Raw genomic sequence first — 26,216 nt, forward strand, 5'->3', positions numbered from 1 at the left:
CTCCTTGGGTGGGGTTAGCGCTGGAAGAGACCGGCGAGTTTGGCGCCGAGGCCCGGGGTGGGCGCGGCGTCGCGGGGGCAGGTGCACCACTGGTCGGCGGGGACTGTGGCTTTGACGGCGTCGACGTGGCGTCCGCAGCCGTCCCAGGTGGTTTTGGCGCAGGTGGCGCAGGTGACGGGGTAGCACATGGGGAGGGTCCTCTCGTGGATGCCTTTGCGGTGTGGGGTAACCGTCAATATACCCTAGGGGGTATCAGGTGGCAAGGGTGCGCCGCCCCGAAACGACAAAAAGTCCCGCCCCTCACACGGAAGAGGCGGGACTTGGGGCGGACGAAGAATCAGCCCTCGGCGCTGATGCGCTTGACCAGCTCGTCGCGCACCTCGCGGCGGGAGATCTTGCCCATCAGGTTCTCCGGCAACTCCTCGAAGTGATAGAAGGTGCGCGGCACCTTGTAGCGGGTCAGGCGCCCGCGGGCGAACTCCTTCAACCCCTCCGGGTCGATGACCGCACCCTCGCGCAGCGTGACACACGCGACGACGTCCTCGGAACCGTCCTCCCGGGGGCGGCCCACGACGGCGACGTTCTCGATGTCGGAGTGCTCGCGCAGCGCCTCCTCCACCTCAGCGGGGTAGACGTTGAAGCCGCCGGTGATGATGACTTCCTTGATGCGGGCGACGAGTTTGACGAAGCCGTCCTCGTCCATCACGCCGACGTCGCCGGTGCGGAACCAGCCGTCGTGGAAGGCTTCCTCGGTGGCCTCCTCGTTGTTGAGGTAGCCGGAGAAGATCTGCGGGCCGCGGGCCTGGATCTCGCCTTCCGTGCCGTCGGGCATGACCTCGTCGGGGTCCTCGGGGTTGACGATGCGGATCTCGGTGTCGGGGAAGGGCACGCCGATGTAGCCGACCTTGCGGGAGTCGTTCATGGGGGTGCCGATGAGGATCGGGGACGTCTCGGTCAGTCCGTAGCCCTCCACGAACAGCCCGGAGGTCAGCCGCTCCCACTTCGCCACGATCTCCGGCGGCATCGTCGCCGCGCCGCAGAAGGTGTTGCGCACGCTCTTGAGCTCGTCGGCGTCGCCTTTTTCCTCGGCGGCCTCCATGAGCTTTTCAAACAGCGTGGGCACGCCCGACATCCACGTCGGCGAGCGCTTCTTGAACGCCTCGAGGATCAGCGGGATCTTCGGCGACGGCACGATCACCATTTCCCCGCCGATCAGCGCGGAGAGCGTCAGCACCATGGTCAGGCCGTAGGCGTGGAAGAACGGCAGCGCGGCGAGCATGCGCTCCTGCTCGTCGCCCAAGCCCTCCACCCAGTACTTGCCCTGCAGGATGTTGGCGTACAGCGCGCCGTGCGACAGCTGCGCGCCCTTCGGCTTGCCGGTGGTGCCGGAGGTGTACATGATCACGCCGATGGTGTCCGTGGTCACCGACGGGTCGGAGACGACGTCCTCGCCGTCGCCGCCGATGGCCGTGCCGATCAACGCCTCCCACGGCACCGTGTTCGGGGCGGGGGCGTGCAGCGCGTCGCGCGATTCCCGCAGATTCGGCAGCGGGATCTTCAGCGCCAGCTGCTGCAGCTTCGGCATCGCCTCGATCATGTTGACCGACACGATGGTCTCCAAGGAAGTGCTCTCGCGCAGCGTCTCGAAGACGGGGGCGGACTTGTCCCACACGACGGCCACGCGCGCGCCGTGGTTGTCGAAGGGGTCCTGCAGTTCATGCGCCGTGTACAGCGGGTTGTGCTCGACGACGGTGGCGCCCAGCTTGAGCACCGCCCAAAACGCCACGACGTGCTGCGGGCAGTTCGGCAGGGCGAGTGCGACCCGGTCGCCGGGGCGTACCCCGAAGGCGCGCAGCCCGGCGGCCGCGCGACCGACCAGTTTGTCCACCTCGCCCCAGGTCTGGGTGCGTCCGAAGAACCAGGTGCCGGGTTTGGCGGCGTTGATGGCCACGTTGTTGTCATAGACGTCGAGCAGGGTCGTTGCGCCGTAGTCCAGCGAGTGTGGCGTCCACTCCGAATAGCTCTTGAGCCATGCCTCGGTCTCGAATGCTGACACGGTTGTTCCTCCGCTCGTGCGGGCTCTCGCGCCCCGGGTTGATGGTCAGGTCGTCTGCTTCTGCCCAGTATAGCGACGAAGCGCGCGGCCATTCCGGGCCGCCATCTACTATGTGGGGCATGCGCGTCGCCATGATTTCACTGCACACTTCGCCGCTGGAACAACCCGGCGTGGGCGATGCCGGGGGCATGAACGTCTACGTCTTGAACATGGCCCGGCAGCTGGCCCGGCGCGGTGTGACGGTGGACGTGTTCACCCGGGCCACCCGCCCCAGCCAGGGCGAGGTCGTGGAGGTGGAGCAGCGGCTGCGGGTGATCAACGTGGTCGCCGGCCCGTACGAGGGGCTGGCGAAGGAGGAGTTGCCGACGCAGCTGGCCGCGTTCGCCGGCGGGATCTTAGAGTACGTGCGCTGCCACTACCTGGCCTACGACGCGATTCACTCGCACTATTGGCTGTCTGGGCAGGTGGGCTGGCTGCTGCGTGATCTGTGGGAGATTCCGCTGGTGCACACCGCGCACACGTTGGCGGCGGTGAAGAACGCGCACCTGTCCGCGGGCGATACCCCGGAGTCGGAGGCGCGGCGCATCTGCGAGCAGCAGCTGGTGGACAACGCCGATCTGCTGGTGGTCAACACCGAGGAGGAGCTGGCGGACATGGTGCGCCATTACGACGCGGGGTCGGCGAAGATCCGCATCGTCCCGCCGGGCGCGGACACGGAGTTGTTCACGCCGGGGGCGGAGTCGGAGCGCAGCACGGAGCGTTCGCGCCGGCAGTTGGGGATTCCGCTGCATTCCAAGGTCGTCGCGTTCGTCGGCCGGCTGCAGGAGTTCAAGGGCCCGCAGGTGCTGTTGCGGGCGGTCGCCGAGTTATTCGAGCGCGACCCGCACCGGAACCTGCGCGTGGTGATCTGCGGCGGGGCGTCGGGGTCGTCGTCGGCGCCGGACACGTATCCGGAGCTGGCGCGGGAGTTGGGGGTGCAGCGCCGCGTGCGGTTTTTGGACCCGCGCCCGCCGGAGGAGCTCGTCGCCGTGTACCAGGCGGCCGACATCGTGGCGGTGCCCAGCTACAACGAGTCCTTCGGTCTGGTGGCCATGGAGGCCCAAGCCACCGGCACCCCCGTCGTCGCGGCCCGGGTGGGTGGGCTGCCGATCGCCGTCGAGGACGGCGTCACCGGTTTGCTTGTCGACGGCCACGGGGCGACGGCCTGGGCGGACGCGCTGGCCACAGTGCTGGACGACGACCCCTTGCGCATCGAGATGGGCGAGCGCGCCGTCACCCACGCCGCCACCTTCAGCTGGGCCGCGTCCGCCGGGCGGCTGGCGGAGGTCTTCGACGAGGCGGTTGCGCTCGATCTGCCGGATTGCCACCAGCGCCGCGCGGAGGGGTAGGACACGCGGCAAAAGCAGGCGGGTCGGGGCCTAACGTGGCAAGGTGTAGGGCATGACCAACGGAAAGCTTATTCTGGTCCGTCACGGCCAGAGCACGTGGAACAAGTCCAACCAGTTCACCGGCTGGGTCGACGTCGACCTGACCGAGCAGGGCGTGGCGGAGGCCGTCAACGCCGGCAAGCTGCTGCAGGAAAAGGACGTCCTGCCGGACGTCGTCTACACCTCTTTGCTGCGCCGCGCGATCCGCACCGCGAACATCACGCTCAACGCCGCCGACCGCCACTGGATCCCGGTGGTGCGCAACTGGCGCCTCAACGAGCGTCACTACGGCAAGCTGCAGGGCCTGGACAAGGCGCAGATCCGCGAGGAGTTCGGCGAGGAGCAGTTCATGATCTGGCGCCGTTCCTACGGCACCCCGCCGCCGGAGATCGACCCGGACAACGAGTACTCGCAGACCGGCGACCCGCGCTACTTCAACCTGCCGGAGGTGCCGCGGACCGAGTGCCTCAAGGACGTCGTCGAGCGTTTCGTGCCGTACTTCACCGACAACATCCTGCCGCGGGCGCAGAAGGGCGAGAACGTCATGCTCGCCGCGCACGGCAACTCCCTGCGCGCCCTGGTCAAGTACCTGGACGACATCTCCGACGACGAGATCGCCGGCCTGAACATCCCGACCGGCATGCCGCTGATCTACGAGATCGCCGCCGACGGCTCCGTCGTCAACCCGGGCGGCACCTACCTCGACCCGGAGGCCGCCGAAGCCGGCGCCGCCGCCGTGGCCAGCCAGGGGTCCAAGCAGTAACTCGTGAACTCGTTGCTCGCGTTTCTGGCCGGCGTCGTGGCGACGCTGGTCATCGTGCCGGCGGTGCTGTGGGGGCGCCGCCGGTACGTGCGCATGCGCTCCTCCGCCACGCTGGAAGACAACCAGGTCACCACCATCAGCCAGGTCTTGCACCTGGCGATTCAGGGATCGCTGACCGGGGTGACGGTGCTGGACAAGGGCGGGGAAGTGGTCCTGTCGAACGCCCGCGCCCACGAGATGGCGATCGTGCACGACCGCAACATCAACCCCGAGGTCTGGCAGCTGGCGCAGCGGGTCTTCGCAGACAAGGAGACCCGGTCCCTGGATCTGCAGGTGCCCAAGCGCCGCACCGGCAACCGGGTCAGCCACGTGCGTGCCATCGTCAAGCCCCTGACGCTGGTCGACGACCGGTTCGCCATCGTCTACGGCGCGGATGAGAGCGAGAACGTGCGCATGGAGTCCGCCCGCCGCGACTTCGTGGCCAACGTCTCCCACGAGCTGAAGACCCCGGTCGGCGGCATGAGCCTGCTGGCCGAGGCGTTGCTGGAGGACACCGGCGATCAGGAGCACGTGGAGTACTTCGGCTCCCGCCTGCTCAAAGAGTCGCACCGCATGGGCGAGATGATCAGCGAGCTGATCGCGCTGTCGAAGCTCCAGGGCGCCGAGGCCCTGCCGGAGATGGACCCCATCGCCGTCGACGACGTCATCGCCGAGGCGTTTTCCCGCAACCAGCTGACCGCCGAAAACGAGGGCATCACCCTGGCCATGGGCGCCAGCTCCGGGGTGCAGGTGCTCGGTGATCGCTCCCTGCTGGTGACCGCGGTGTCGAACCTGGTGTCCAACGCCATCAACTACTCGCCGCAGTCGGCGCCGGTGTCGGTGTCGCAGAAGGTGGTCAACGACGTGGTCCACATCCGTGTCACGGACCGCGGCATCGGCATCGCCCCGGAGAATCAGAAGCGCGTCTTCGAGCGGTTTTACCGCGTGGACAAGGCGCGGTCGCGTTCCACGGGCGGCACCGGGCTGGGCTTGGCGATAGTCAAACACGTCGTGGCGAATCATGGCGGTAGTATCAAGCTATGGTCCCGTCCCGGCACGGGCTCCACCTTCACCATCGAGTTGCCGATCCACCGGCCTGAGCCTCAGCCCGAGCCGGAGACGGCCGACGCTGAGAACGAGACCACGTCCGGCCAGGCGCTACGCAAGGCAGTGTCGCGAGTGACTACGCGTCGAAAGGATTTACAGCATGACAACCATCCTGATCGTTGAGGACGAGGAATCGTTGGCCGATCCGCTGGCGTTCCTCCTGCGTAAGGAGGGGTTCGAGGTGCTCCTCGCCGGCGACGGGCCGACCGCGTTGGAGGAATTCGACCGCCACCAGGTCGACATCGTGTTGCTGGATTTGATGCTGCCCGGCATGTCCGGCACCGACGTGTGCAAGCAGCTGCGCCAGACCTCGAACGTGCCGGTGATCATGGTCACCGCCCGTGACTCGGAGATCGACAAGGTCGTCGGCCTGGAACTCGGCGCCGACGACTACGTCACCAAGCCGTACTCCTCCCGCGAGCTCATCGCCCGCATCCGCGCGGTCCTGCGCCGCGGCGGCGAGGAGGAAGAGATCGTCGAGGACGACCAGATCCTCGAGGGCGGGCGCGTGCGCATGGACGTCGAGCGCCACACCGTCACCGTCGGCGGGGAGCCGGTGCCCATGCCGCTCAAGGAGTTCGACCTGCTCGAGTACCTGATGCGCAACGCCGGCCGGGTGCTCACCCGCGGCCAGCTCATCGACCGCATCTGGGGCGCCGACTACGTGGGCGACACCAAGACGCTCGACGTGCACGTCAAGCGCCTGCGCTCCAAGATCGAGGAAGAGCCCTCCCGCCCCCGCCAGCTGGTCACCGTCCGCGGCCTGGGCTACAAGTTCGAGGCCTAGGCGGAAAAACGCATGGCGTTGACGGCAGAGGAGTTCACCTTCCCCTCCTTCAACAAGCGCGACCACGTGCACGCGTGGATCTACCGCCCCCACGGCCAGCCGCGGGCGGTGATCCAGCTGCTGCACGGCTACGCCGAACACCACGGCCGCTACCGCCGCATGATCGAGACCCTGGTCTCAGACGGCTACGTGGTCGCCGCCGACGATCACGTCGGCCACGGGGTCACCGCCCGGGAGTCCGGCCACTGGCAGGACACCGGCGGCACCGGCTACGAAACCTACATTCGTGACGAGCGCACCCTCACCGAGCACGTTCGGCAGCGCTTCCCGGACGCCCCGCTCTTTCTCTTCGGGCACAGCTGGGGGTCGATGATCGCCCGCGAGTACGTCTCCCGCCACCCGGGGGAGCTCACCGGCGTGATCCTCAGCGGCGTGGTCGAGCAATTGAGCTCCGTCGGCCTAGACCTCGAGGTCGTGCGCTACGGCGCGCGGGCGGCGCTGACCCCCAGCGGTCGGGAGGAAGGCGCCATGAACGAACTCATGGGCGTGTTGGCCGGCCGGACGAACTACCGCTTCGGCGACGACGCCCCGCCCACCGCCTGGATCGCGCGCAGCGAGGCCGTGCGCGCCGACTTCGACGCCGACCCGCTGGGCAGCACCCGGGTGCACCCCACCAGCGAATTCGCCCGCGACCTGTTGCTCCTATATATCCGGGTGGGCACCGACTGGTTCGCCAAACGGCTGCCCACGACCATGCCGGTGCTGATCATGTCCGGCGACCAGGACCCCATGGGCAACTACGGCGAAGGCGCCTACCACCTGGCGAATCAGCTGTGGTCGGCCGGCAACCGCAGCGTGCGCACCCGGGTGTACCCGGGGGTGCGCCACGAAATCCACAACGAACCCGAGACCCGCGACCTGGTGATCGCGGAGATCGTCAGCTTCGTGGAACGCCACCTTCCGCCTTCGCCTTGACGGTGGCGGGGTGCCGGGCGAACAGGCCCGCGTCCTCGCCCACGGCGTCGGCGGCGTCGGCACGCGCCTGGCAGTGATCGGCCAGAATCTGGTAGCACTCCTCACCCATCAGGGCGATAAGCTCGTTCTTCTCGCTCTTCCACACCGGCTCCGAAGAGGTGTGGCAACCGGAGTCGCCGGTGCAGTACCAGTCGAAGTCCTCCCCGCCGTTGCCCCACGCCCGACGGTCGTACTCGCCGATGGTGGTGCGCAGGATCTCCTGCCCGTCGGTACGCTCCTCATACTCCTCGTGGCGACGCAACGGCACCTGCCAGCACACCTCCGGCTTGGCCACCGTCAACTCCTGGCCGGTGTCCACCGCCCACTGGTGCAGCGCACAGCCGGTGCCCGTCGCCCAACCGTCGCGGTTGGCGAAAATACAGGCCCCGTCGATGACCTTCGTCTTCAACGCCGGCTCCGGATTGCCGTCCTCGTCATCCAACTCGTCCCACACCAGCCACGGATCCAGCTGGGCGGGATCGTCGTCCGCAAGAAACTCGTCCAGCCGCACCGGGCGGTTCTGCCAGTACTTCGCCGGCATCTCCGCCACCGCGTCATACAGCTGATCCCGGTCCACCTCGTCCGCCATGTACGCCCCGTGCGTGCAGCAGCCGATGTCCGGGGTCTCCGAGTTGATGCCCGGGCACGCGTCCGTGCCGAACGCGCACCCCCAATGCGACTCCACCCACGTCAAGTCAACGGAGAAGACGTGGTGCTCGTCCGCCGGGTTGGTGAATTCAAACCAATCGCGCGGAAAATCGGGCGCGACCTCCCGGCCGGAGGAAATGGACCGCCCAGCGGGGGAGTCCGCCGGGAAGCCGAGGAATACCGTGGTGCTGCGAGGTTGGTTCACACCCGCACACCCTAGACCGTCTAACCTAGAAAGTGTGAGATTAGGTGTATTGGATGTGGGCAGCAACACGGTCCATCTCGTGGCGGTCGACGCCCGGGCAGGCGGCCGTCCAACCCCCATGAGCGACTGGAAGACCGGACTTCGGCTCGTCGAAACGCTTGACGACGACGGCGCCATCGACGCGAAAGGGCTGAAAAAGCTGACCAGCGCCGTGGAAGAGGCCGCGGACCTGGTGGTCAAACTCGGCTGTGAGGAAATGATCGCGTTCGCGACCTCCGCCGTCCGCTCCGCCACCAACAGCGACGACGTCCTCGACCACGTGGAACAAGAAACCGGCGTCCGCCTGCGCGTGCTCACCGGCGCAGACGAAGCCCGTCTGACCTTCCTCGCCGCCCGCCGCTGGTACGGCTGGTCCGTCGGTCGCATCACCAACCTCGACATCGGCGGCGGCTCCTTCGAACTGTCCACCGGCTCCGACGAGGACCCCGACCTGGCGCTGTCCTTCGACCTGGGCGCCGGGCGCCTCACCCACCACTGGTTCGACACCGACCCGCCCGAGCGCAAAAAGATCAACATGCTCCGCGACTACATCGACGCGGAACTGGCCGACGCCGCCCGCCAATTCAAAACGGTTGGCGTGGACGGCCTGGCAGTGGGAACATCGAAGACGTTCCGTACGCTCGCCCGCCTCACCGGCGCGGCGCCGAGCTCCGCGGGACCGTACATTCAGCGAACGTTGACCGCGCCGGGTCTGCGCCAGTTGATCGCGTTCATCTCCAGGATGACCGCGGCCGACCGGGCAGAGCTGGAGGGCATCAGCGCGGACCGGTCCCACCAGATCGTGGCCGGAGCTCTCGTGGCCGAGGCCGGGATGCGTGCGCTGGGTCTTGAGAAAATTGAGATTTGTCCCTGGGCGTTGCGCGAAGGAGTCATCCTGCAACGCCTGGACAAGGGTCTGGCAGAATAAGGAACGAGGAGACGATCATGGCTGAAGACAAGCAGCTGACAGTTGCAGAGTTGCTGGCTCGTGCGCGCAAGGACAACCCTGACGCGGGCACGCCCAAGCGACGCCGTCGACGCAGCCTGGAAGACGGCGGCATCTCCGTCGCCGAGCTGACCGGCTCGTTCCCCGCGGTCACCGACGCCCCGCCGCAGGCGAAGCACACCGCGGTGTCGATCGACGGGGAAGAGAAGCCCTCGACCCCCGCGAAGACCCCGCAGCCGGAGGCAAAGAAGCCGGCTGAGGCGAAAAAGCCGGCAGAGAAGCCTTCCGCCACCACACCCGCGGAAACGAAGAAGCCCGCGGAAGCGACGAAGCCGGAGGCGAAGGCCCCTGCCGCCACCCCCGCTGCCCCTAAGAAGCCGGCGCAGCCGAAGAAACCCGCCGACGCCAAGAAACCGGAAGATAAAGCCCCGGCCGCCAAGCCGGCAGAAACTAAGAAGCCCGAGCCTAAGAAGCCGGCAGCGAAACCTGCCGCCACCACACCGGTGGAGGCCACAAAGCCTGCGGAAGCGAAGAAGCCCGTCGCAAAGCCAGCCGAGGCCACCAAGTCGGCGGAGCCGAAGAAACCGGAACCCAAGACCCCCGCGGCGAAGACCCCGGCCGCCACCCCCGCTGCCCCTAAGAAGCCGGCGCAGCCGAAGAAACCCGCCGACGCCAAGAAGCCGGCAGCGAAACCTGCCGCCACCACGCCCGCGGAGACCAAGAAGCCCGCGGAAGCGAAGAAGTCCGCGGCTAAGACGCCTACGGTCAAGACTCCGGCCGCCACGTCCGCTGCCCCTAAGAAGCCGGAGACCAAGAAGCCGGAACCCGCGGCGAAGACTCCCGCCGAGGCCAAGAAACCCCCGGTGACCCCGACGAAGCCCGCCGCTCCGGAAGCGGAAGACGACGCGAAGACCGGCGTGCTCAAGAAGGTCGACGCCCAGGAACCGAAGACGGCCGCCGAGACGAAGCGCTCCGCGGTGGAGGCCCCCGTGGCGTCGTCGACGCCGAAAGTGGAGGACACCGGCGTCATGCCCGCCGTCGGCGACTCCGCGGAGGGCGGCAACGTCCGAGTCGCGGAACGCCCGCGCACCGACGTCGAGCAAAAGACCGACGAAGAGTCCGGCGGCAACGCCGTGGCCGTCATCGGCATGGCGGTCGTCGGCGTCGTGCTCGGCGCCGTCGTCTTCTTCGTCTTCGAAATGCTCTGGGGCGCACTCAACCCCTGGCTGACCGGGGCGCTGGCGCTGGTGGTCACCGTCGCCATGATCTTCGCGGTCCGCGCCCTGCGCACCACCCGCGACAGCATGACCATGACCCTGGCCGGACTCGTGGGGCTGGTGACCACTTTCGGCCCCGCGCTGATCTCCCTGTAACGCCCCTCACCTTTCTGAGGGTGCGCCGGGGGCGCGTTCTCTGGCACCATCGAGGCCATGACTTCTATCGCAGTAATCGGCGGCGGCAAGATCGGCGAGGCCCTGATCTCAGGCCTCGTCGCCTCCGGCCACGACCCCGCATCCATCACCGTCACCAACCGCACCCCCTCCCGCCGGGAAGAACTCATCGAGAAATACGGCGTAAACGGCACGGACGACAACAACCGGGCGGTGGCGGGCGCGGACATCGTGGCGCTGTGCGTCAAGCCCGTCGGTGTCACGGCGATGCTCGAGGAGGTCTCCGACACCGTCGACGACAACGACTCCACCACCGTGGTCTCCCTGGCCGCCGGCGTGACGCTGGCGCAGATGGAGGAGTCGCTGCCCGCCGGCACCCCGGTCGTGCGCGTCATGCCGAACACCCCGATGCTGGTGGGCAAGGGCATGAGCGCCGCCGCGCCGGGCCGCTACGTCAGTGACGAGCAGATGGCGGCCGTAGAGGAGATGCTGCGCGCCGTCGGCGAAGTCGCCGTCGTCGCCGAATCCGACATGGACGCGGTCACCGCGCTGGCCGGTTCCTCGCCCGCCTACTACTTCCTGGTCACTGAGGCGCTCATCGACGCCGGGGTGCAGCTGGGCCTCAAGCGTGACGTCGCCACGAAGCTGGCCACCACCGCCGCCGAGGGCGCCGGCGCGCTGCTGGGTCACGGCGAGGATGATCCGACGACGCTGCGCACCAACGTGTCCTCCCCGGGCGGTACCACCGTGGCTGCGCTGCGGGAGCTGGAGGAGTCCGGCCTGCGTGGCGCGTTCTTCCGGGCGGCTGAAAAGTGCGCCCAGCGTTCCGCCGAGTTGGGCAAGTAGCAGGAGTCGATTTTCTCCCTGCGGGTCAGTCGCACCTGTCACAAGATTAACGCTAAGCTTGTTCAGGCACGTGCGTGTATGTCCTGCGGGAGGGGAAGCCTGCAGCGCGCCACATGCTGAAGGGTAGTGAAAATATGGCTCATGAAGATCAGGGAAAGTTCCTCACCGTCGCCGAGGTCGCAGACATCATGCGCGTCTCGAAGATGACGGTCTACCGGCTCATTCACGCCGGTGAGATGGCTTCCGTGCGGGTGGGGCGTTCGTTCCGCGTGCCGGAGAAGGCCGTGAAGGATTACCTCGACTCGTCGTACTACGAGGTCGGCTGAGACGGGCGTTTTTGGCGGCGGCACTTTTGTCGCCGCCTTATCGCTCGCTATGATTGACCTATTCGTGTCCGCCCGCGGGTCGAGAGTGCACCTCGAACTTCACCCCGCGTGAGGGCGACGGGTTTGCAAGTTCGAACTACAACCAGGAAATGAGGACACCTCTATGGGTTCTGTCGTCAAGAAGCGTCGTAAGCGTATGTCGAAGAAGAAGCACCGCAAGATGCTTCGTCGCACCCGCGTCCAGCGTCGTAAGCTCGGCAAGTAAAGCCGACCGACCCGACGGGCCCCACATGTTCGCATGTGGGGCCCGTCGCGCTTTCTCAGGCGGTCCTCGCCGCCGCCCGCTTCCGCCGCGTCCGCAACCGCAGCCGCCACAGCGAAAACCCGGCGGTGATGAGCGTGGGCACGCCCCACGTGCGCACCGCCCGGCGCGTGCTGCGGTAATCGCGCACCAGCCAGCCGCGGCGCTGCGCCTCGGACTTGAGCTTGCCGTCCGGGTTCACCGCCACCGCGGTGCCCACCATCGACAGCATCGGCACGTCGTTGATGGAGTCCGAGTACGCGGTGCACCGCGACAGGTCGAGTTCCTCCAGGGCGGCCAGCGCCGCCACCGCGTGCGCTTTGCCCGGCCCGTGCAGGATGTCGCCGACCAGCCGTCCGGTGAGCACCCCGTCCTCGGTCTCCGCGACGGTGCCCAGTGCGCCGGTGAAGCCCAGCCGTTTGGCCAGGATCTGCGCCAGCTGCACCGGGGTGGCGGTGACCAGCCACACCTGCTGGCCGGCGTCCAGGTGCATCTGCGCCAGCTCGCGCGTCCCGGAGTAGATCTTGGCGATCATCTTGGCGTCGACGATGTCCTCGCTGATCTCCACGAGGTCCGCCAGTTTGCGGCCCTTGATGAACTCCATCGCCTGGGTGCGGCCCTTGGCCACGTCCCCCGCGTTTTCGGTGCCGGTGAACCGGAACTTCAGCTGCTTCCACATCACCGGCAGGATCTCTGAGAGGGAGAAGAATTTCTTGCGGGCCATGCCGATGGCCAGCTCGATCAGCGACGACCCCTGGATGAGGGTGTTGTCCACGTCGAAGAACGCCGCCGCGCCCACGTCGACGGGGATGTCCGGGTCCGGTTCCGTCAGCCGCCATCCGCCGGCGGCGCGCACCGACCCGGACACGGAGCTCACCCCGGTGGAGAAATCCTGGAACCCCAGGCCGAAAGTCTCCTGAAACGCCTCCTCCGCGGCGGCTTGGCCCGCTTCCCGCTGGGACTGGTCGTCGATTGGGGGAGCGACGGAGTCTTCGATGAAACGCCGCAGCTTGCCCCTCGAGGCCGCCCACGTGGCGACGAAGTCGCGGGGGTCGGTGGGGAAGGGGTCGACGGGATCCAGGGGGTGGGGAGGATCGGCGCTCATCGTCGGAGTACCCGCCTTCCTGCGGTGTCGGGGCTGCGCGGCGCGCGGGCGTGTGTGCCCGGCGTACAGTAAGGACTACCATCGTAATTCTTAACCCGCCACGGAAATGAATGGAAGGGGACCCGCCGTCGTGAGCCAGCCAGTAGTCGAGTTGATGGTGCGGACCACCTGCGGATCTTGCGAGCGGGTGCACGCCCAGATCACCCCCGTCGTGGCCGCGGCCGGGGCGGTGCTGCGGGTGCGCAACGTCGACCACGACGCGGAGCTGGCGATGGAATACGGCGACCGGGTGCCGGTGGTGGTCATCGACGACGAGGAATTCGCGTGCTGGGAAGTCGACGACGCGGAACTCGCCGCCGAGTTGCGGGGCGAATGACACAATTGGCCCTATCGAAGGTATCCTTTCGATTGATATTGCCTGAAAGCACCCCGAACGGTTGGAGGAACTTTTTGTGAGCGTGCTCGTCGTCGGGATGTCCCATCGTTCTGCGCCCGTGTCCCTGCTCGAGAGATTGAGCATGGACGACACGGTGCGCAACGAAACGACCACCCGGCTCCTCGATCAGCCCGCCCTGTCGGAGGCGATGATCGTCTCGACCTGTAATCGACTCGAGGTCTACTCGACCACCGACTCCTTCCACGCCGGGGTCAGCGACGTCCTCGCCGTCCTGCAGGAGATCTCCGGCGTCGACGCGGAAACCCTGCGCGGCTACCTGTACGTGCGCTACGCCGACGCGGCGGCCGAACACATGATGGTGGTGACCTCCGGGCTGGACTCCATGGTCGTCGGCGAACAGCAGATCATCGGCCAGGTGCGCACCGCCTACCAGGAGGCCCACGACAAGGGCACCGTCGGCCCGCGCCTGCACTCGCTGGCCCAGTCGGCCCTGCACGTGGGCAAGCGCGTCCACGCCGAAACGGAGATCGACGAGGCCGGCGCCTCCATGGTGACCTTCGCCCTGGACCGGGCGCTGGAGCAGCACGGCTGGGAGGAGTTCGGCGGCAAGACGGCGCTCGTGTTGGGCGCCGGGGCCATGGCGTCGCTGGCGGCGACGCACCTGGGCAAGCTGGGGATCGACAAGCTGATCATCGCCAACCGCACCCGGGAGCGCGCCGAGCGCCTCGCCGGCCACGCCCACGAGGCCGGGGTGACGGCCGAGGTGGTCGACTACGAGGACCGCGCCAGCGTGCTGGACGTCGTGGACATCGCGGTCTCCGCCACCGGCGCCGACGGCTTCACCATCGACGCCGACGACGTCCCGGCCGGGCGCACCGCGCCGCTGACGCTGATCGACCTGTCCCTGCCACGTGACATCGACGACGCCGTCGGCGAACTCGACGGCGTGTCCCTGGTCAACATCGAGTCGCTGCACAAGTCGATCACCTCGCGGGACTCCACCTCGCCGAGCCACCGGCAGGCGCAGGAGATCATCGCCCAGGAACTCGCCGAGTTCCAGTCCGAGCAGCGCATCCGCGACGTCGTGCCCGCGCTCACCGCGATCCGCAAGAGCGCCAACGAGGTCGTCGAACGCGAACTCGACCGCCTGCGCGGCCGCCTCCCGGAGGCGGGCGACAAGGAGTTCAACGAAGTCACCAAGGCGTTGCGACGCGTGGTCAACGAACTGCTGCACACCCCGACCGTGCGCGCCAAGGAACTCGCGTCCCATAGCCAACGCGTCACCTACGACATAGCCTTGGAGCAACTCTTCGGGCTGCGCCTCGACGCCCCGGAGGACGCCCCCTCGGTCGCCGTCGAAGCCACGGCGTTGCCCGCAGTCGGCCGGGACTCCACCGGCACCATCTTCACCATTGGAAAGGACTCCAATTAAATGACGAACGCCCCCTTGCGGATCGGCACCCGCGGATCCAAGCTGGCCACCACCCAGGCCGGCCACATGCGCGACGCCATCATCGCCGCCGGCTACGAGGCCGAACTGACGATCATCACCACCCCCGGCGACGTCAACATGGCGCCCGTCGAACGCATCGGCGTCGGCGTGTTCACCCAGGCCCTGCGCGAAGCCATGGAAAACGACGAGTGCGACATCGCCGTGCATTCCCACAAGGACCTGCCCACCGCCCCCGACGAGCGCTTCCACCTCATCGTCCCCGTTCGCGAGGACAACCGCGAGGCGCTCATCGCCCGCGACGGCCTGACCCTGGAGACCCTCCCGCAGGGCGCCAAGGTGGGCACCTCCGCGCCGCGCCGGATCTCCCAGCTGCGCGCCGCCCGCCCCGACCTGGAGATCCTGCCGCTGCGCGGCAACATCGACACCCGCATGGGCAAGGTCACCAGCGGCGAACTCGACGCCGTCGTGCTGGCGTACGCCGGCCTGGTCCGCGTCGGCCAGGGCGAGCGCGCCACCGAGGTCTTCGACCCGGCCGTGATCTACCCGGCGCCCTCCCAGGGCGCCCTGGCCGTGGAGTGCCGCGTCGACGACGAGCGCGCCCGCGCCGCCATCGACACCCTCGTCGACCCCGAGGCCGGGGTCTGCGCCGCCGCGGAACGCTCCGTCCTGCGCCGCCTCGAAGCCGGCTGCACCGCCCCCGTCGCCGCGTGGTCCACCATCGACGACGCCGGCGAGATCACCCTGCGCGCCGGCGTCTTCGCCGTCGACGGCTCCGCCCAGCTGGTCGCCGAAGGCGCCGGCGACGACGGCGTGGCCCTGGGCGTCGAACTGGCCGAGAAGCTGCTTGACGACGGCGCCGCCGACCTGATCGACGGCTAACCTAGCCCGATGGCCGAACTGTCGATCACCGATGATCGGGTGACCGTCACTCTCACCTGGTGGGAGAAACTCGCCTCCGGGCGTTCCCACTTCGCCCTCCCGCTGCGGACGATCACCGCAGTGGAACCGGTCGACAGCGTCGTCGCCGCCGTCGCCTACGAGCGCACCAAGGGCCGCCGCGTCCAAGCCACCCGCATTCCGGGCATGACCACCACGGGCGTTTACGCCCATGACGCGGAACAAACCACCACGTTTCTGGTCTGCCACCGGGAAGGGCCGGGGATCATCCTCGACCTGATGGGCGCCACCGTCGACCGGATCATCGTCTCCACCCCCAAGGCACAGACCTACGCCCGCGCCCTGCGCAAGCGCCTCATGTAGCACCCCAGGACCGGGCGGTGGCGCATCGGGCCGTTTTTCATTCCGGCCCTCACTAATTTATGGTGTATCTATCACACGAAGTTCGCCGTCGGAGCGATTGGTCCCCCGCTCGCAGCGGGCTGCGTCCCGCCACCGGCAACTAGCAGCACTTATCACCCGTCCCGGGCCGGGCCCCTGGGCGGGTTCACCCCCTCACACACCCTAGAAAAGAACTGTATGAGCCAGGCACCACAGACTCCCCAGCCGGGGAAGATCGTTTTCGTCGGCGCCGGTCCGGGTAACCCCGACCTGTTGACCGTTCGCGCCCGCGAGGTCCTCGCCGACAACGTCATCGCCGTGACTGACACTGACGTGCTCAGCGACGTCCGCGACATCGTCGGCGGGAACCTGCCGGTCCCACAGTCCGTGCTGGACGAGGCCGAGCAAGAGTACGAGCGCATGTGCGCCGAGGCCAAGGAGGCCGGCGCCAGGCGCAAGCCGCCCCGCCCGGCGACGCCATCCGCGGGAGAGGTCCGGGAACTGCCCGCAGAGGAGACGACCCCGGTGGACGTCGTCAAGGAACTGCGGCGGGCCCAAGACGACGTCGCAGACGCCTACCTGCGCGGCGAAGGCGGCGACGGCCACGTCGTCCGCCTGGTCTCCGGCAACCCACTGACCCGCGCCTCCGTCATGGCAGAGATCACCGCCGTCGCCGAAGCCGGCCTGGAATTCCAGGTCGTGCCGGGCATGTCCCTGCCGTCGACCGTGCCGTCCTTCGCCGGCATCGCGCTGGGCTCCACCTACACGGAGGCCGACGTCACCGACCAGGACATCGACTGGGCGCAGCTGGCCGCCGCCCCGCAACCGCTGGTGCTGCAGGCCACCGCCGAGGACCTGGCCACGATCGCCACCGAACTGCAGGCCCAAGGGATGAGCGTGCACACCCCGGTGACGGTCACCACCCACGGCACCACCCGCCTGCAGCGCAGCTACGACGCCACCCTGGGCACCCTGGCCAAGCTCGACGCCGAACTGCCCGGCCAGCTGGTGGTCACCCTCGGCACCGCCGCCGACGAGCGCACCAAGTACTCCTGGTGGGAAAACCGCCCCCTCTACGGCTGGCGGGTGCTCGTGCCGCGCTCCAAGGAGCAGGCCGCCTCGATGAGCGCCCAGCTCTCCGGCTACGGCGCCATCCCGCAGTCCGTGCCCACGATCTCCGTGGAACCGCCGCGCAACCCCGCGCAGATGGACCGCGCGATCAAGGGCATCGTCGAAGGCCGCTACAAGTGGGTCGTGTTCACCTCCGTCAACGCCGTCTCCGCCGTGTGGGACAAGCTCGTCGCCCTCGGCCTGGACTCCCGCTCCTTCGCCGGGGTGCACCTGGCGGCCGTCGGCACCAAGACCGCCCAAGCCCTGCGCGACCTCGGCATGACCCCCGAACTGCTGCCCGCACCCACCGAGCAGAACGCCGGCGGCCTGGTCAAGGTCTTCCCCGAATACGTCGAAGAACTCGACCCGGTGGGACGCGTGCTGCTGCCGCGCGCCGACATCGCCACCGACGTACTCGTCGACGGGCTGCTCGACCTCGGCTGGGAAGTCGACGACATCGTCGCCTACCGCACCGTCCGCGCCGCCCCGCCGCCGGCCGAAGTCCGCGACCAGATCAAGTCCGGCGGCTTCGACGCGGTGTGCTTCACCTCGTCGTCCACGGTCAAGAACCTGGTCGGCATCGCCGGCAAACCGCACCAGCGCACCATCATCGCCTGCATCGGCCCCATGACCGAAGCCACCGCCCGCGAAATGGGCCTGCGCGTCGACGTCGTCCCCGAGATCGCCGACGTGCCGAACCTGGTCGACGCCCTGGCCGAGCACGTCGCCGACCTGCGCGCCGCCGGCCAGCTGCCGCCGCCGAAGAAGAAGCGCCGCGCCCGCCGCAAGCCGGCCGCGGCGGCCCAAGCCCCGGCGGAAAGCGCCTGAGACGGGCGGGGTCCTAAGATGGGTGGACAGACACCGTTCGCCTTTCGAGAGTAAGGACCCCGCCTTGTCGAACTTCCCCTCCCGTCGCCCCCGCCGACTGCGCACCACCCCGGCCATGCGCGAGCTCGTCTCCGAAACCCGGCTGCACCCGGCGGACCTGATCCTGCCGATGTTCTACGCCGACGGCATCGACGAACCCCGCGAAATCAGCTCCATGCCCGGGGTGTACCAGCACACCCTCGACTCGCTGAAGGCCGCCGTCCGCGAAGCCGCCGACGCCGGAATCCGCTGCGTCGACCTCTTCGGCGTGCCCCGCGACGAGGGCAAGGACGCCGACGGCTCCGAAGCCTGGAACCCCGACGGCGTGCTCAACCGCGCCCTGCGCGAACTGCGCGCCGAATTCGGCGACGAGATCCTGCTGATGGCGGACACCTGCCTCGACGAATTCACCGACCACGGCCACTGCGGCGTCCTCGACGACGCCGGCAACATCGACAACGACGCCACCTTGGAGCTCTACGCCAAACAAGCCGTCGCCCAGGCCGAGGCCGGAGCCCACATCGTCAGCCCCTCCGGCATGATGGACGGCCAAGTCGGCGTCATCCGCGCCGCCCTCGACGCCGCCGGCTTCGCCGACGTCGCCATCATGGCCTACTCCGCCAAGTACGCCTCCGCCTACTTCGGCCCCTTCCGCGAAGCCGTCGGCTCCTCCCTGGAAGGCGACCGCCGCACCTACCAGCAAGACCCCGCCAACCTGCGCGAATCGCTGCTGGAAACCCAACTCGACGTCGACGAAGGCGCCGACTTCGTCATGGTCAAACCCGCCCTGCCGTACCTCGACGTACTCAGCGCCCTGGCCGACAGCTCACCCGTGCCGGTGGCCGCCTACCAGGTCTCTGGCGAGTACGCGATGATCCAGGCAGCCGGCCGCAACGGCTGGGTCGACCTGGAAGCCGTCATGATGGAATCGCTGACCTCCATCAAACGCGCCGGCGCCGACCAGATCTTCACCTACTTCGCCGTCGAAGCAGCGAAGGTGCTGAACCGTTGAGCGCACCGATGAAAGGACCCGGCCGGCGGCCCAACCTGCCGGTCACGGTCGTCGACAAGCCCGAAGACGACGGTGACGGCGGGCGACCCGAATCCGCCCGCCTCATGCTGACCATGTTCGCGGTCGCCGCCGGACTCGAAGTGATCGCCCTGATCCTCAACGTGGTCACCACCGTCGTCGACCCCGCCCCCCTGATGAGCGCCGCCCGCGAAGCCGCCGACGACACCGGCCCCCTAGTCGAAGCCACCGCCTGGGGATCCGTCGCCATCGTCACGCTGTTCTACCTCGTCGTCGTCGCGATCCTCACGGCCGCCATCGTCGCCATCCACAAAAACGGCAAATGGGCCGCCGGCGCACTACGGCTGTGGACCATCTTCGCCATCTACTTCGCCTTCCGCGGACTCACCGTCTTCCTCATCACCCCCGCCGGCGGCAACGCCCCCGACGCACTCTTCCTCGCCGACGGCGCCGTCCAAATCCTCGTCGGCGTGGCCGCCGTCCTCGGCGCCGTCTTCGGCTCCCGCCCCGACACCCGCGCCTGGCTCACCACCCCCGACGACAGGACCTGACCCACCCCCATGTCGAGCATGTACGGCGGCGGCTACCGCCGCGACCCCAACGACCTCAACCGCCGCCACGACGTCACCCTCCCCGCCGACGGCGACTGGCCCACCTCCCTAAAAATCGGCCACCGACTCAGCCTCGCCGCCGCCGTCCTCCTGCTGCTGACCGGCTTCATCATGCTCAGCGGCTACCAAGGCGACCCCAACGCCGACCTCGACTACATCGACGCACTGATGAGCAACCAACGCTTCACCGGCGCCGTCAACATCATCGCCGGGATCCTCATCGCCCTGCTCGCCGCCCAACTCCGCGGCGGCGGCAAAATCTCCCGCCGCTGGCTCGCCGGCGTCATCGCCCTGACCATCTTCGTCAACGTCGCCGCCTTCGCCATCCAAACCGCCGGCCTGGCCTCCATCGCCGCCGTCGTGCTGCTCGCCGTCGCCGCACTCTTCCTCTTCCGGCCCGCCGCCAACCTCTATATCCGCACCACGTGGGCCGAAAAACAGTAGCCGCACCACCCAGAGTTGGCCATTCATCGAACTAATGGTGGATAATCGATTGGTATGACACGTCGACAGTTACACCGTGCCCCCATCCTTGACGCCGCCGCCGGCCGCACCCCCACCCGAACCCCCGTCTGGTTCATGCGCCAAGCAGGCCGCTCCCTGCCCGAATACAAAAAGGCCCGCGAAGGCATCACCATGCTCGACTCCTGCTTCATGCCGGAGCTGCTGGCCGAAATCACCCTCCAGCCCGTCCGCCGCCACGACGTCGACGCCGCCATCCTCTTCTCCGACATCGTCGTGCCCCTCAAAGCCGCCGGCGTCGGCGTCGAAATCGTCCCCGGCCGCGGCCCCGTCATGGACCAGCCGGTGCGCACCCGCGCCGACATCGACAACCTGCCCATCCTCGACCACGAAGTCGACGAAGTCGCCGACGGCATCTCGATCATCCTCGACGAACTGCGCGACGACCAAGCCCTCATCGGCTTCGTCGGCGCCCCCTTCACCCTTGCCAGCTACCTCGTCGAAGGCGGCCCGTCCAAGAACCACGAACGCACCAAGGCCATGATGCACGGCTCCCCGGACGACTGGCACGCCCTCATGCGCCGCCTCGTGCCCACCATCACCACCTTCCTGCGCACCCAGGTCAACGCCGGCATCGACATGATGCAGCTCTTCGACTCCTGGGCCGGCTTCCTCACCGAAGCCGACTACCGCGAATTCGTCCTGCCCTACTCCGTCGAAATCCTGGAGACCGTCGCCAACGACGACCTCCCCCGCATCCACTTCGGCGTCGGCACCGGCGAACTCCTCGGCGCCATGAGCGAGGCCGGCTCCGAGATCGTCGGCGTCGACTGGCGCGTGCCGCTAGACAAGGCCGCCTCCCGCATCGCCGCCGCCACCGGCCCCAAGGCCATCCAAGGCAACCTCGACCCCGCCATGCTGTTCGCCGGCGGTGACGTCGTGCGCCAGCAGGTCGCCCGCATCAAGGCCGAAGCCGCCCGCGCCATCGACGCCGGCGACGCCACCGGCCACATCTTCAACCTCGGCCACGGCGTCCTGCCCACCACCCAGGCCGAAGCCATCACCGAAGCCGTCGCCATCATCCACGAGGAGAACTAACCCCCTATGCGTTACGCCGTCATCGGCGCAGGCCTGGCCGGCCTGACCGCCGCCACCGAAATCCGCCGCGCCGACGCCGACGCGACCATCCACGTCTTCGAAGCCACCGACCGCATCGGCGGCAAACTCTTCACCGTCCCCTTCGCCTCCGGGCCGACGGACCTCGGCGCGGAAGCCTTCCTCGCGCGCCGGCAAGACGCCGTCGACTACTTCACCGAACTGGGCCTGGGCGAGTCCATCGTCCACCCCTCGGGGCTGCGCTCGCTGGTCTACACGGAAGGACAGGCCAAGAACCTGCCCGCCGGGGGAGTGATGGGCATCCCGTCCTCCTCCGCCCCCGTGGTGCACCTGGTCAGCGAAGACACCGCCCGCCGCATCGACGCCGAAGGCGACGCCGAGGCCATCGACTGGGCGATCGGCGGGGACGTCAACATCGGCGCGCTGGTGCGCGAACGCTACGGCGACGAAGTCGTCGACCGCGTCATCTCCGCCCTGCTGGGCGGGGTGTACTCGTGCACCGCCGACGACCTCGGCATGCGCGCCACCGTCCCCCAGCTCGCCGAGGCCTTCGACGCCCTGGCCGAGGCAGGGGAGAAGACCACCCTCTCCGCCGCGGTGCGCCGCATCGAAGACGCCCGCCCCGCCCCGGGGGCGGGAGAAAAACCCGCCCCCGTGTTCGGCACCTTCCGTGGCGGTTACGCCGAAGCCTACGAAGCCCTGGCGGAGGCCTCCGGCGCGGAGATCTACCTCGACGCCTTCATCGCGGGCGTCGAGCGCTCGGGTGACACCTATACAGTCGTCGGCGGCGGGGAGCCGGCCTCCGAGCCCTACGACAAGGTGGTGCTGGCCACCCCGGCGCCCACGACGGCGCTGCTGCTGAAGAAAATCGCGCCCGAGGCCTCCGAGCGGTTGAAGTCCGTGCAGTTGGCCAACTCCGTGGTCGTGGGCCTGAAGTTCGACTCCGGGGCGGGGCTGCCGGACAACTCGGGTGTGCTCATCGCCGCGGACCAGCCGGGGGTGCGGGCAAAGGCCTTCACGTTCTCGTCGAAGAAGTGGCCGCACCTGGGGGAGCGGGGCGGCGCCCTGGTGCGTGCCTCCTTCGGCCGGTTCGGCGACGACGTCGCGGTCCGCGCCGACGAGGACGATCTGGTCGACTGGGCGTTGGATGATCTGCAGGAGATCACCGGTTTCGACGGCCGGGAGGCCGGGTTGGCTGAGATCTACACCCAGCGGTGGTTCGGCGGGCTGCCGCGCTACGACGAGACGCACTTGGACACCGTCGCGGCCGTGCGCGGCCACCTCGACGGTGTGGCGGGTCTGGAAGTCACCGGCGCTTGGGCCGGCGGGGTGGGGGTGCCCGCGGTGATCGCGGACGCCCGCGCCGCGGTCGGGCGCCTGGTTTAGGCGTCGTCAAGTAACCCGCGGGCGGACATCCCGCGGATCGGGTGGGTGTTGACCTGCGGGGGTCCGCCGTCGGGCGGGTGGTGGACGAGGCGTCCGCCCTCCCGCGCGAGCCGGCCGTGTCGCGGCGGGGCGTTGGGGTCGTCGTCGTTGCGGCCGTTGTGGACGGGGCACGCCATCGACAGGTTGTCGAGGTTGGTGTCGCCGCCGTGGTTCCAGGCCCGTACGTGGTGCACCTGGGATTCGTCGGCGCCGGTGGTGCAGCCGGGCCAGGGGCACAGGATGGTTTCGGCGCTCAGCAGCAGGCGTTGTTTCAAGGTGGCCTGCCGTTGGGAGCGGTACAGGTTGACGGGCCCGGCGACGGGGTCGTACAGGCCGACGAGGTGGTGGTCGGCCAGGGAGTGGGCGATGAGTTCGGCGCCGGTGATCGTGGTGCCGTCAGTGAGCGCGAAGACGCAGTCGCCGCCGTCGCCGCGCAGCAGCCTCGCCCAGTCGGGCAGCCCCACCACGACGAGCGGGGTCAGCGCCTCACGCCCGGCGGCCTTGCCGCGCCCGTGGATGTGGGCGGTGAACGCGTCGGCCATGGCCTGTTCGTAGCTCAGCCGCGCATTGTCGCGGCGCAGGCCCCGGGCGGTGGTGCGCAGCGCGGCCAGCGCCTGGGCCATGAGACGCTCCGGCAGGGTGACGGTGATGGTGCGCAGCCCCTGGGCGTCGGTGTTCTTGCCGCCGCGCAGGGCCCGGCGCCCGTAGGCCTTACGGTCAGAATCCTTGGCCGTGCGGTTCAGCTCCCGAACCCGCGCGGCGGCCGCCCGGTCGATGTCGTCGACGGTGCCGCGCAGCCGGCAGAGCTCGGCGCGCAGGGCCCACTCGTCGCCGTCGAGAAGTTTGCGGGTGTGTTTGTCGATGATCAGCAGCGCGTCGACGGACAGTTCGCCGTCGCGGGCGGCGGCCACGGCGGCGGCCTGGGCGCGGCGCCTGCGGGTGGGGCCGAAGAAGACGTCGGCTAGCCGGAGCCAGGAACCGGCGGTGGCGCCGCGCAGCCCGTAGGCGGCGAGTTCGTTTCTGGACATGCCGCGGACGGCCTCGAGCAGGCCGATGCCCTGGGTCTGCAGGGCTGCGAGGGCGTCCAGAACGGTCATGGCCCCGACGGTAGGTGCCGACGCGGCTAGCGCCGGGCCCGGCGGCGCGCGCCCTGTGGATAACTGCCGGTGATGCACACCCATCGCCGAGAAGTCATGGTCGCCGCGGCCGGCGCCCTGCCCGTGCTGTAAGGAACCCAGCTCGGCGCAGGCGGTGTAGTCCAACAGCGGCAGGACTCGGGCACGTCCACCCCTTCCGGCTCCCCGAGATGCAGCGCCTCGGGCAGGCCTTGCACGCAGACCGCCAGTGCCGGGCGGCGGCCGGGGGTGCGGTTCTAGACGGTGAGGGCGAGTCCGGCGCCCAGGAAAGTGATGTTCACGCGCGTGCGTGCGTCGGCGGGCGCACCCACTTTTCAAGGACGTGAAAACAACCATATGGTTTACCCCGTCGCTAACCCCTACAATAGCCTGCATGACTGACCAGCAGCTGACTTCCGCGAACACCTCCCGCTCCGCCGCATTGTTTGAGGCGGCCCGTGCCGCCACCCCGGGCGGGGTGAATTCGCCGGTCCGCGCGTTCGGTTCGGTGGGCGGCCAGGCCCGCTTCATCGCCTCCGCGCAGGGTTCGCGCCTGACCGACGTCGACGGCAACGTCTACGTCGACCTGGTCAACTCCTGGGGCCCGATGCTCATGGGCCACGCCCACCCGGCCATCACCGAGGCCGTCAACGCCGCGGTGAAAAACGGCCTGTCCTTCGGCGCCCCCACCGAGGGTGAGATCAAGCTCGCCGAGGCGATCGTCGAGCGCACCTCCGTCGACCAGGTCCGCCTGGTGAACTCGGGCACCGAGGCCACGATGAGCGCGGTGCGTCTGGCGCGCGGGTTCACGGGCCGCGCCAAGATCATCAAGTTCGAGGGCTGCTACCACGGCCACGTCGATGCGCTGTTGGCTTCCGCCGGCTCCGGCGTGGCCACGTTCGCGCTGCCGGACTCCCCGGGCGTGACCGGCGCGCAGGCCGCCGACACCATCGTCGTGCCCTACAACGACTTGGACGCCGTCCAGGCGGCCTTCGCCGAGCACCCGGGCGAGATCGCCGCGGTGATCACGGAGGCGGCCGCCGGCAACATGGGCACCGTCGCCCCGCGCGAGGGCTTCAACGCGGCGCTGAAGAAGCTGGCGCACGACAACGGCGCCCTGCTGATCATGGACGAGGTGATGACCGGCTTCCGCACCTCCTACCGGGGCTGGTACGGCGTCGACGAGGTCGCCGGCGACCTGACGACCTTCGGCAAGGTCGTCTCCGGCGGGCTGCCCGCCGCGGCCTTCGGCGGCCGCCGCGACGTCATGGACCGCCTCGCCCCGAACGGCCCCGTCTACCAGGCCGGCACCCTGTCCGGTAACCCCGTCGCCATGGCCGCGGGCCTGGCGTCGTTGACCGCCGCCGACGAGGACGTCTACCCGGTGCTGGCCGCCAACGCCGATCGCCTGGCCGACCTGCTCACCGAGGCCCTGGACCGCGAGGGCGTGGCCCACCACATCCAGCGCGCCTCCTCGATGCTGTCCGTGCGCTTCGCCGAAGGCGAGGGCCGTGACTTCGCCGACATGAAGGCCGCCGACACGTTCCGCTTCGCCCCCTTCTTCCACGCCCTGCTGGATCACGGCGTCTACGCCCCGGCCAGTGCCTTCGAGACGTGGTTTGTGTCCACCGCCCTGACCGACGAAGATTTCGAGGTAATCGAGGCGGCCCTGCGCCCTGCCGCGCAGGCGGCCGCCGCAGCCACAGCCGACAACTAAACCAGCAGGAAGGCACGCTGCATCCATGAGCACGACCATCGTTCACCTCGTCCGACACGGCGAGGTGCACAACCCCACCCAGGTTCTGTACGGGCGTCTGCCGAGCTTCCACCTCTCCTCCCGGGGAGCGAGCCAGGCGGCCGCCACCGCGGCCTCCTTCGCCGGCCACGACGTCGCCTACTTGGCGGCCAGCCCGCTGACCCGCGCACAGGAGACCTCCCGGCCCTTCGCCGACGTCACCGGCCTGCAGGTGGAGACGGACGAGGACCTCGTCGAGTCCTGGAACACCTACGAAGGCCTGCGCACCAAGGGGTGGCGCTCCCAGCTGCTCAACCCCAGGCACTGGCCGCACATGGCGCGCCCGTCGGAACCCAGCTGGGGCGAGCCCTACGGAGAGATCCTGGCCCGCATGATGGACGCCGTCGAGCGCGCCCGCCTCGCCGCAGAAGGCCACGAGGCGATCCTGGTCAGCCACCAGCTGCCGATCGTCACGGTGCAGCGCTCCGTGCGCGGCCTGCCGCTGCCGCACAGCCCGTGGCGCCGCGAATGCGACCTCGCCAGCGTCTCCTCCCTGATCTTCCAGGGCGAAGAAATCACCGACATCTACTATTCGACACCTGCTAGGGAGATTTAAG

Annotated in this window: 27 protein-coding genes; 22 read left to right on the top strand and 5 right to left on the bottom strand. The window is 68.8% G+C overall.

The genetic code is table 11. The features are described 5' to 3' along the window. Positions 1-14: 14 nt before the first annotated feature. Both B841_RS13970 and B841_RS02070 read right to left on the bottom strand, forming a co-directional pair. Positions 15-188 (bottom strand): hypothetical protein, encoded by a 174-nt coding sequence (locus B841_RS13970; RefSeq protein WP_020933826.1) that lies wholly within the window; start codon positions 186-188, stop codon positions 15-17. A 149-nt stretch (positions 189-337) separates the two neighbouring features. Then, complete coding sequence (locus tag B841_RS02070; protein WP_020933827.1) at positions 338-2,056, bottom strand: long-chain-fatty-acid--CoA ligase; 1,719 nt, start codon at positions 2,054-2,056, stop codon at positions 338-340. A gap of 119 nt (positions 2,057-2,175) precedes the next feature. Between B841_RS02070 and mshA the strand changes: the two genes are divergently transcribed. The 5 genes from mshA to B841_RS02095 are packed head-to-tail and all read left to right on the top strand — an operon-like array spanning position 2,176 to position 7,154. After that, complete coding sequence (mshA, locus tag B841_RS02075) at positions 2,176-3,444, top strand: D-inositol-3-phosphate glycosyltransferase (RefSeq protein ID WP_041632009.1); 1,269 nt, start codon at positions 2,176-2,178, stop codon at positions 3,442-3,444. Positions 3,445-3,496: 52 nt separating this feature from the next. Further along, the gene (locus B841_RS02080; RefSeq protein WP_020933829.1) at positions 3,497-4,246 is read left to right on the top strand and encodes a phosphoglyceromutase; all 750 of its coding nucleotides are present in this window, start codon (positions 3,497-3,499) and stop codon (positions 4,244-4,246) included. 3 nt (positions 4,247-4,249) lie between these two features. Then, positions 4,250-5,515 carry a sensor histidine kinase gene (locus tag B841_RS02085; protein ID WP_020933830.1) on the top strand — a complete coding sequence of 422 codons (1,266 nt, stop codon included), beginning with the start codon at positions 4,250-4,252 and terminating at the stop codon, positions 5,513-5,515. Next, positions 5,493-6,179, top strand: a complete 687-nt coding sequence (locus B841_RS02090) for a response regulator transcription factor (protein WP_041631698.1) — start codon at positions 5,493-5,495, stop codon at positions 6,177-6,179. Before B841_RS02085 ends, B841_RS02090 begins: the two co-directional genes overlap by 23 nt. Positions 6,180-6,191: 12 nt before the next feature. Then, complete coding sequence (locus B841_RS02095) at positions 6,192-7,154, top strand: alpha/beta fold hydrolase (RefSeq protein WP_020933832.1); 963 nt, start codon at positions 6,192-6,194, stop codon at positions 7,152-7,154. Here the strand turns inward: B841_RS02095 and B841_RS02100 are convergent. Beyond that, positions 7,117-8,046 (bottom strand): hypothetical protein, encoded by a 930-nt coding sequence (locus B841_RS02100; RefSeq protein ID WP_020933833.1) that lies wholly within the window; start codon positions 8,044-8,046, stop codon positions 7,117-7,119. The genes B841_RS02095 and B841_RS02100 overlap by 38 nt on opposite strands. Positions 8,047-8,080: 34 nt before the next feature. On the opposite strand from B841_RS02100, the gene B841_RS02105 reads away from it, so the two are divergent. From B841_RS02105 to B841_RS13545, 5 genes are all read left to right on the top strand, one after another. Continuing rightward, the gene (locus B841_RS02105) at positions 8,081-9,013 is read left to right on the top strand and encodes a Ppx/GppA phosphatase family protein (protein ID WP_041631699.1); all 933 of its coding nucleotides are present in this window, start codon (positions 8,081-8,083) and stop codon (positions 9,011-9,013) included. Between the two features lie 17 nt (positions 9,014-9,030). After that, positions 9,031-10,404, top strand: coding sequence for a hypothetical protein (locus B841_RS13810; RefSeq protein WP_020933835.1), 1,374 nt, complete (start codon positions 9,031-9,033; stop codon positions 10,402-10,404). A gap of 48 nt (positions 10,405-10,452) precedes the next feature. Then, positions 10,453-11,268 (top strand): pyrroline-5-carboxylate reductase, encoded by an 816-nt coding sequence (gene proC / locus B841_RS02115; protein WP_084481951.1) that lies wholly within the window; start codon positions 10,453-10,455, stop codon positions 11,266-11,268. A 134-nt stretch (positions 11,269-11,402) separates the two neighbouring features. After that, positions 11,403-11,594 carry a helix-turn-helix domain-containing protein gene (locus B841_RS02120; protein ID WP_020933837.1) on the top strand — a complete coding sequence of 64 codons (192 nt, stop codon included), beginning with the start codon at positions 11,403-11,405 and terminating at the stop codon, positions 11,592-11,594. Between the two features lie 163 nt (positions 11,595-11,757). Continuing rightward, positions 11,758-11,859, top strand: a complete 102-nt coding sequence (locus tag B841_RS13545) for a 30S ribosomal protein bS22 (protein ID WP_084481952.1) — start codon at positions 11,758-11,760, stop codon at positions 11,857-11,859. 55 nt (positions 11,860-11,914) lie between these two features. Here B841_RS13545 and B841_RS02125 read toward each other — a convergent pair whose 3' ends face one another. Then, positions 11,915-13,000: an HAD-IB family hydrolase gene (locus B841_RS02125; RefSeq protein WP_020933838.1), complete on the bottom strand. Its 1,086-nt coding sequence runs from the start codon at positions 12,998-13,000 to the stop codon at positions 11,915-11,917. Positions 13,001-13,130: 130 nt separating this feature from the next. On the opposite strand from B841_RS02125, the gene B841_RS02130 reads away from it, so the two are divergent. The 10 genes from B841_RS02130 (at position 13,131) to B841_RS02175 (ending at position 22,710) form a co-directional block, all read left to right on the top strand. Continuing rightward, positions 13,131-13,376: a glutaredoxin family protein gene (locus B841_RS02130; protein WP_041631700.1), complete on the top strand. Its 246-nt coding sequence runs from the start codon at positions 13,131-13,133 to the stop codon at positions 13,374-13,376. Positions 13,377-13,452: 76 nt separating this feature from the next. After that, positions 13,453-14,829: a glutamyl-tRNA reductase gene (locus tag B841_RS02135; RefSeq protein WP_020933840.1), complete on the top strand. Its 1,377-nt coding sequence runs from the start codon at positions 13,453-13,455 to the stop codon at positions 14,827-14,829. Next, positions 14,830-15,729: a hydroxymethylbilane synthase gene (hemC, locus tag B841_RS02140; RefSeq protein WP_020933841.1), complete on the top strand. Its 900-nt coding sequence runs from the start codon at positions 14,830-14,832 to the stop codon at positions 15,727-15,729. A gap of 9 nt (positions 15,730-15,738) precedes the next feature. Beyond that, on the top strand, positions 15,739-16,110 hold the full coding sequence (locus B841_RS02145; RefSeq protein ID WP_020933842.1) for a hypothetical protein: 372 nt from the start codon (positions 15,739-15,741) through the stop codon (positions 16,108-16,110). A 216-nt stretch (positions 16,111-16,326) separates the two neighbouring features. Further along, positions 16,327-18,066 carry a bifunctional uroporphyrinogen-III C-methyltransferase/uroporphyrinogen-III synthase gene (locus B841_RS02150; RefSeq protein WP_020933843.1) on the top strand — a complete coding sequence of 580 codons (1,740 nt, stop codon included), beginning with the start codon at positions 16,327-16,329 and terminating at the stop codon, positions 18,064-18,066. Positions 18,067-18,130: 64 nt separating this feature from the next. Next, the gene (hemB, locus tag B841_RS02155) at positions 18,131-19,117 is read left to right on the top strand and encodes a porphobilinogen synthase (RefSeq protein ID WP_020933844.1); all 987 of its coding nucleotides are present in this window, start codon (positions 18,131-18,133) and stop codon (positions 19,115-19,117) included. Next, complete coding sequence (locus B841_RS02160) at positions 19,114-19,686, top strand: hypothetical protein (RefSeq protein ID WP_156844666.1); 573 nt, start codon at positions 19,114-19,116, stop codon at positions 19,684-19,686. The genes hemB and B841_RS02160 overlap by 4 nt, the downstream gene beginning before the upstream one ends. A gap of 9 nt (positions 19,687-19,695) precedes the next feature. After that, the gene (locus tag B841_RS02165) at positions 19,696-20,190 is read left to right on the top strand and encodes a hypothetical protein (RefSeq protein WP_020933846.1); all 495 of its coding nucleotides are present in this window, start codon (positions 19,696-19,698) and stop codon (positions 20,188-20,190) included. Between the two features lie 54 nt (positions 20,191-20,244). Next, positions 20,245-21,306, top strand: coding sequence for a uroporphyrinogen decarboxylase (gene hemE, locus B841_RS02170; protein WP_020933847.1), 1,062 nt, complete (start codon positions 20,245-20,247; stop codon positions 21,304-21,306). A gap of 6 nt (positions 21,307-21,312) precedes the next feature. Continuing rightward, positions 21,313-22,710: a protoporphyrinogen oxidase gene (locus B841_RS02175; protein ID WP_020933848.1), complete on the top strand. Its 1,398-nt coding sequence runs from the start codon at positions 21,313-21,315 to the stop codon at positions 22,708-22,710. Here B841_RS02175 and B841_RS02180 read toward each other — a convergent pair. Then, positions 22,707-23,846: an HNH endonuclease signature motif containing protein gene (locus B841_RS02180; protein ID WP_020933849.1), complete on the bottom strand. Its 1,140-nt coding sequence runs from the start codon at positions 23,844-23,846 to the stop codon at positions 22,707-22,709. The genes B841_RS02175 and B841_RS02180 overlap by 4 nt on opposite strands. Positions 23,847-24,258: 412 nt before the next feature. Here B841_RS02180 and hemL point away from each other — a divergent pair, with 412 nt between their 5' ends. Together hemL and B841_RS02190 are read left to right on the top strand one after the other, a co-directional pair. Next, positions 24,259-25,581, top strand: coding sequence for a glutamate-1-semialdehyde 2,1-aminomutase (hemL, locus tag B841_RS02185; protein WP_020933850.1), 1,323 nt, complete (start codon positions 24,259-24,261; stop codon positions 25,579-25,581). 25 nt (positions 25,582-25,606) lie between these two features. Beyond that, positions 25,607-26,215: a histidine phosphatase family protein gene (locus B841_RS02190; RefSeq protein ID WP_020933851.1), complete on the top strand. Its 609-nt coding sequence runs from the start codon at positions 25,607-25,609 to the stop codon at positions 26,213-26,215. Position 26,216: the final 1 nt, after the last annotated feature.

The organism is Corynebacterium maris DSM 45190 (assembly GCF_000442645.1).
GTDB classification, from domain to species: Bacteria; Actinomycetota; Actinomycetes; order Mycobacteriales; family Mycobacteriaceae; genus Corynebacterium; species Corynebacterium maris.

Coding starts and splice junctions, on each gene's coding strand:
- B841_RS02175 (WP_020933848.1), top strand. CDS start 21,313: ATGCGTTACGCCGTCATCGGCGCAGGCCTGGCCGGCCTGACCGCCGCC.
- B841_RS13545 (WP_084481952.1), top strand. CDS start 11,758: ATGGGTTCTGTCGTCAAGAAGCGTCGTAAGCGTATGTCGAAGAAGAAG.
- B841_RS02095 (WP_020933832.1), top strand. CDS start 6,192: ATGGCGTTGACGGCAGAGGAGTTCACCTTCCCCTCCTTCAACAAGCGC.
- hemL (WP_020933850.1), top strand. CDS start 24,259: ATGACTGACCAGCAGCTGACTTCCGCGAACACCTCCCGCTCCGCCGCA.
- B841_RS02125 (WP_020933838.1), bottom strand. CDS start 13,000: ATGAGCGCCGATCCTCCCCACCCCCTGGATCCCGTCGACCCCTTCCCC.
- B841_RS02180 (WP_020933849.1), bottom strand. CDS start 23,846: ATGACCGTTCTGGACGCCCTCGCAGCCCTGCAGACCCAGGGCATCGGC.
- B841_RS02120 (WP_020933837.1), top strand. CDS start 11,403: ATGGCTCATGAAGATCAGGGAAAGTTCCTCACCGTCGCCGAGGTCGCA.
- B841_RS13810 (WP_020933835.1), top strand. CDS start 9,031: ATGGCTGAAGACAAGCAGCTGACAGTTGCAGAGTTGCTGGCTCGTGCG.
- B841_RS02165 (WP_020933846.1), top strand. CDS start 19,696: ATGTCGAGCATGTACGGCGGCGGCTACCGCCGCGACCCCAACGACCTC.
- hemE (WP_020933847.1), top strand. CDS start 20,245: ATGACACGTCGACAGTTACACCGTGCCCCCATCCTTGACGCCGCCGCC.
- mshA (WP_041632009.1), top strand. CDS start 2,176: ATGCGCGTCGCCATGATTTCACTGCACACTTCGCCGCTGGAACAACCC.
- B841_RS02090 (WP_041631698.1), top strand. CDS start 5,493: ATGACAACCATCCTGATCGTTGAGGACGAGGAATCGTTGGCCGATCCG.
- hemC (WP_020933841.1), top strand. CDS start 14,830: ATGACGAACGCCCCCTTGCGGATCGGCACCCGCGGATCCAAGCTGGCC.
- B841_RS13970 (WP_020933826.1), bottom strand. CDS start 188: ATGTGCTACCCCGTCACCTGCGCCACCTGCGCCAAAACCACCTGGGAC.
- B841_RS02145 (WP_020933842.1), top strand. CDS start 15,739: ATGGCCGAACTGTCGATCACCGATGATCGGGTGACCGTCACTCTCACC.
- B841_RS02080 (WP_020933829.1), top strand. CDS start 3,497: ATGACCAACGGAAAGCTTATTCTGGTCCGTCACGGCCAGAGCACGTGG.
- B841_RS02150 (WP_020933843.1), top strand. CDS start 16,327: ATGAGCCAGGCACCACAGACTCCCCAGCCGGGGAAGATCGTTTTCGTC.
- B841_RS02190 (WP_020933851.1), top strand. CDS start 25,607: ATGAGCACGACCATCGTTCACCTCGTCCGACACGGCGAGGTGCACAAC.